4 protein-coding genes are annotated in these 5,009 nt (G+C 55.3%); all 4 read left to right on the top strand.

What is annotated here, in order from left to right; all coding sequences use genetic code 11:
• Positions 1 to 324 precede the first annotated feature (324 nt).
• The 4 genes from HMPREF0673_RS07825 (at position 325) to recA (ending at position 4,903) form a co-directional block, all read left to right on the top strand.
• On the top strand, positions 325 to 1,413 hold the full coding sequence (locus HMPREF0673_RS07825) for a hypothetical protein (protein ID WP_007900559.1): 1,089 nt from the start codon (positions 325 to 327) through the stop codon (positions 1,411 to 1,413).
• A gap of 495 nt (positions 1,414 to 1,908) precedes the next feature.
• The gene (locus HMPREF0673_RS07835) at positions 1,909 to 2,517 is read left to right on the top strand and encodes a DUF6621 family protein (protein ID WP_007900563.1); all 609 of its coding nucleotides are present in this window, start codon (positions 1,909 to 1,911) and stop codon (positions 2,515 to 2,517) included.
• A gap of 117 nt (positions 2,518 to 2,634) precedes the next feature.
• The gene (locus tag HMPREF0673_RS07840; RefSeq protein WP_007900564.1) at positions 2,635 to 3,861 is read left to right on the top strand and encodes a saccharopine dehydrogenase family protein; all 1,227 of its coding nucleotides are present in this window, start codon (positions 2,635 to 2,637) and stop codon (positions 3,859 to 3,861) included.
• Between the two features lie 19 nt (positions 3,862 to 3,880).
• Complete coding sequence (gene recA / locus HMPREF0673_RS07845) at positions 3,881 to 4,903, top strand: recombinase RecA (RefSeq protein ID WP_022430902.1); 1,023 nt, start codon at positions 3,881 to 3,883, stop codon at positions 4,901 to 4,903.
• Positions 4,904 to 5,009: the final 106 nt, after the last annotated feature.

Raw genomic sequence — 5,009 nt, forward strand, 5'->3', positions numbered from 1 at the left:
AAAGTAGTCAACTAAAAGCGTTAAACTACAACCGGAACATCATTCCACCGCAACCGGAACATTATTCCACCGCAACCGGAACATCATTCCCCCACAACCGGAACATCATTTTAGCACTACCGGAACCATCTTCTCTCGCCACAAGCATTAGGCATTAAGGTTGAATACCTTGGGAGTATCGTTACAAAACATATTGGCAGGGTTAATATGGCGACTAAAAAACTTGGTTTTTCGGATTATTCTCGCTAACTTTGTCATCTAAAATGGTTGCGTTTGTCGCCGACTTGCAAAACCTAAATAAAATCATTTTAAGCAATCAACATTATGAAAAAGACTCTACTCTTATTGGGCTTCGTGCTCGCTACAATAGCAGCCAACGCACAAACCCTCCTGGGCACCCCCTTATCAAACAATACCACGCAGAAGGAGCGCGTGCTGAAGGCTCCAGGCAAGGCTGCGCTGCACAAGCTGAGCGTGCCTAAGGACGAGAAACCCATCTACAACCCCGAGGGCGAAGACGAGGCGTACATCATGGCGTACACCGAGAACAACGGTTTCTACGAGAAGCAGTACACCAACGGTAAGGTGACGGTGCGCCAGGACGGCACCACCTACTACTTCAACGGACTCACACCGGGCGGCAACCGCGACTACCGCGGTGCCGAGGAGAGCTGGCTGAAGAGCGAGAAGGTGGGTAACGAGATTGTCATCAAGGCAGGACAGGTGCTCGTGCAGAACGATGCCAAGACACTCTACCTCGAGATTGTACACGCCGACGAGGATGGCAACGTGACGAGCTTCGAGAAGGAGGCACGCCTCGCCATCGGCGAACAGGGCGAGCTGACAACGCAGAACGGCGACATCTTCGCCATATACGAGGACGCAGAGACGGAGGACGAGGCTGGTTTCTTCGGCTTCTTCTACAACATGAAGCTGCAACCTCTGGGCGAGTTCGTGCGCTTCGAGTTCCCGAAGGGCGTGAAGCCGCAGACCTACGTGTTCAGCGGCACGGATGCCTACGGCGCGAAGGCGTCGCGACTGGTGAATGGCGTTCAGCGACGGCAAGTTCTTCATCAGCGGACTCGCCTCAAAGTCGCCCGAGGAGGTGTACGAGGGCACATACAGCGGCACAACGGCTTCCATCCCGTCGTTCCAGATTGTGAAGGATGCCGACCTCTTCTTCTACCGCATTGCGCCGGTGAGCGTGGACAAGGATATGAACTACGAGTATCTCCGCACCATCAACTTCAACTTCTCTGCCGACCGCAAGCAACTCACAATGGCTCCTGCCGAGGCTTACCTCTGCGAGACAACCTACGACCTCAAAGAGTTCGTGACGACCGCCACGGGCGTGACGATGAAGTACTACGCCGGCGACCACGCCACGAAGCCCGCCATGCCGACCAACCTTGATTGGGATGAGCTGAACTCGGCACTCGTGTTCAACATTCCGACCGAGGACGTGAACGGCGAGTATATCAACGCCGAGAAGCTGAGCTACCGCATCTATGCCGACGGCAAGCGATATACGTTCACCACCGACCTCTACGACCACCTCACGCAGGACATGGACGAGATTCCGTTCGGCTTCACTGACAACTACGACATCGTGAACAACGGTACACTGAAGGTTATCTACTTCCACAACCTGCAGGCGAAGAAGCTGCACGTGGAGAGCGTGTACACCGTAGACGGCACGGCAACCACTTCCGACCGCGCACTCTACGACTTCGACCCGACGGGCATCAGCCTCAACACCGCCGACATGAAGGTAGCCGACACGCGCTACTACTCGATAGAGGGTGCGCAGATTGCTACACCTGCCAAGGGCACCATCGTGCTCAAAGCCGTGACCTATGCCGACGGCAAGCGCAAGGTTACAAAGGAAATAGTGAAATAACATATAAAATGGATATACAGCAATTCAACAATACCAACTGGAGCCGCAACATAATCCTCGTAGACGGCGACTATGTCGACTCCGTAGCCTTCAACCTCTCGGTCAACTTCGAGCGTATGCTCGGCAGACGCATCCCGAAAGCCGACCTCGCACGCTGGATCGACTGCGTGGCACTCGACGGTGGAATGCGCGAGAGCCGCGACAGCGAGGGCGAGACGCAGGTCATCTTCATCCACTCTAAGGAGAAGGCTGCGCTCGAGAACTTCGCACCCGGCAACTACGAAACCGACCTAAACGCAAAGGCGTTCAAGGACGGTTTGGGCGAGTTCATCCTCAGCTCCTACCCCGTTGAAGAGGTGGTGAAGCACAACGACTTCTTCCTCGACATCCTCAAGACCGTGGTCAACCACAAGGACGTGCATCGCGTGATGGCTATCCCCAACGCCGAGCACCCCGCGCTCTGGGATGCCCTGCGCCACGCCCTTCGCGACGTTGATGACGAGGAAAAGCGCGTGACGCTCTTCGCCATGCAGCCCCTCGAAGGTGGCAACTTCAAGCAGGAAATCTTAGGCTATTCGCTCATGAACGCCCTCGGGATAAAGGGCAACGAGCTGTAAAGCTGTGGGTTAGAAACCCTAAAAACCCTAGAACATATAGAAACCCTAGAACATCTAGAAACTCTATAACATCTAGAAACCCTAGAAAAAAAAACAACAAACTTAAAAATAGAAACAATGGGAAAAGTACTTATGATCGGCGCCGGTGGCGTCGCTACAGTTGCAGCGTTCAAGATTGCGCAGAACGCTGACGTTTTCACCGACTTCATGATTGCAAGCCGCACAAAGTCGAAGTGTGACCGCATTGTTGAGGCAATCGGCAACCCCAACATCAAGACCGCTCAGGTGGACGCTGACGATGTGGAGCAGCTCAAGGCTCTCTTCAACGACTACAAGCCGGAACTGGTCATCAACCTCGCCCTGCCCTATCAGGACCTCACCATCATGGAGGCTTGTCTGGCTTGCGGATGCTCGTACCTCGACACCGCCAACTACGAGCCGAAGGACGAGGCTCACTTCGAGTATTCTTGGCAGTGGGCTTACAAGAAGCGTTTCGAGGAGGCTGGTCTGACAGCCATTCTCGGCTGCGGCTTCGACCCGGGCGTGACAAGCATCTTCACCGCTTACGCTGCTAAGCACCACTTCGACGAGATTCAGTATCTCGACATCGTAGACTGCAACGCCGGCAACCACCACAAGGCGTTCGCTACCAACTTCAACCCGGAAATCAACATCCGCGAGATCACTCAGAAGGGTCTCTACTGGGAGGACGGCAAATGGGTGGAGACAGCTCCGCTCGAGATTCACAAGCCCCTCACATACCCGGAGGTGGGTCCGAAGGAGAGCTACCTGCTCCACCACGAGGAGATAGAGTCGCTCGTGAAGAACTACCCGACCATCAAGCGCGCTCGCTTCTGGATGACTTTCGGTCAGCAGTACCTCACATACCTCGACTGTATCCAGAACCTCGGCATGTCGCGCATCGACGAGATAACATACGAGGCTCCGCTCGCCGACAATCCTTCGGAGAAGGTGAAGGTGAAGATCGTGCCGCTGCAGTTCCTCAAAGCCGTGCTGCCTAACCCGCAGGACCTCGGCGAGAACTACGACGGACAGACCTCTATCGGCTGCCGCATCCGTGGCATCAAGGACGGCAAGGAGCAGACCTACTACGTCTACAACAACTGCTCGCACGAGGCTGCCTACAAGGAGACCGGTATGCAGGGCGTAAGCTACACAACGGGTGTTCCGGCTATGATCGGCGCAATGATGTTCTTCAAGGGTCTGTGGCGCAAGCCGGGCGTTTGGAACGTAGAGGAGTTCGATCCGGATCCGTTCATGGAGCAGCTCAACAAGCAGGGTCTGCCTTGGCACGAGTTGTTCAATGTAGACATTGAATTATAAATTCAAAATTCTTAATATCATGGCAAAAGAAGAAATGAACATCGACCAGGCGGGCAAACTCAAAGCCCTCCAGGCTGCGATGTCAAAAATAGAGAAGGACTTCGGCAAGGGTTCCATCATGAAACTCGGCGACGAGCAGGTGGAGAACGTCGAGGTAATCCCTACCGGTAGCATCGGACTCGACGCCGCACTCGGTGTCGGCGGCTACCCGAAGGGCAGAATTATCGAGATATACGGTCCCGAGTCGTCAGGTAAGACAACGCTTGCCATACACGCCATCGCCGAGGCACAGAAGGCAGGCGGCATCGCAGCGTTCATCGACGCAGAGCACGCCTTCGACCGCTTCTACGCTGCAAAGCTCGGCGTAGACGTAGACAACCTCTGGATCTCGCAGCCCGACAACGGCGAGCAGGCTCTCGAGATTGCCGACCAGCTCATCCGCTCATCGGCTATCGACATCATCGTTATCGACTCTGTGGCTGCGCTCACTCCGAAGGCGGAGATCGAGGGCGACATGGGCGACAACAAGGTGGGTCTGCAGGCTCGACTCATGTCGCAGGCGCTGCGCAAACTCACCTCTACAATCTCGAAGACCAAGACAACGTGTATCTTCATCAACCAGTTGCGCGAGAAGATCGGCGTGATGTTCGGCAACCCCGAGACAACAACGGGCGGTAACGCCCTGAAGTTCTACGCTTCGGTGCGCCTCGACATCCGCAAGGTGACGGGCATCAAGGACGGCGACCAGATCATCGGCAACCAGGTGCGCGTGAAGGTAATCAAGAACAAGGTGGCACCTCCGTTCCGCAAGACCGAGTTCGAGATTATGTTCGGCGAGGGCATCTCAAAGGTTGGCGAGATGGTAGACCTCGGCGTAGAGTACGGCATCATCCAGAAGTCGGGCTCGTGGTACAGCTACAATGGCTCGAAGCTGGCGCAGGGTCGCGACGCTACAAAGACTCTGCTGAAGGACAACCCCGAACTCTGCGAGGAGCTCGAAATGCTCATCAAGAAGGCTATTGCCGAGCACCGCGAGGCGTAGCGTCATAGGAGGGTATGGCATCCCTGCCATACCCACGCCGTCACATTCATGAAATTGCCTCCCACAGATGCAAGCTCAGGGGGTGCAGCAGTCTCTGCTGCACCAA

Source organism: Leyella stercorea DSM 18206 (assembly GCF_000235885.1).
GTDB classification, from domain to species: Bacteria; Bacteroidota; Bacteroidia; order Bacteroidales; family Bacteroidaceae; genus Prevotella; species Prevotella stercorea.

Excerpts from the sequence above, each read along its gene's own strand:
- HMPREF0673_RS07825 (WP_007900559.1), top strand. The coding sequence starts at position 325 with ATGAAAAAGACTCTACTCTTATTGGGCTTCGTGCTCGCTACAATAGCA.
- recA (WP_022430902.1), top strand. The coding sequence starts at position 3,881 with ATGGCAAAAGAAGAAATGAACATCGACCAGGCGGGCAAACTCAAAGCC.
- HMPREF0673_RS07835 (WP_007900563.1), top strand. The coding sequence starts at position 1,909 with ATGGATATACAGCAATTCAACAATACCAACTGGAGCCGCAACATAATC.
- HMPREF0673_RS07840 (WP_007900564.1), top strand. The coding sequence starts at position 2,635 with ATGGGAAAAGTACTTATGATCGGCGCCGGTGGCGTCGCTACAGTTGCA.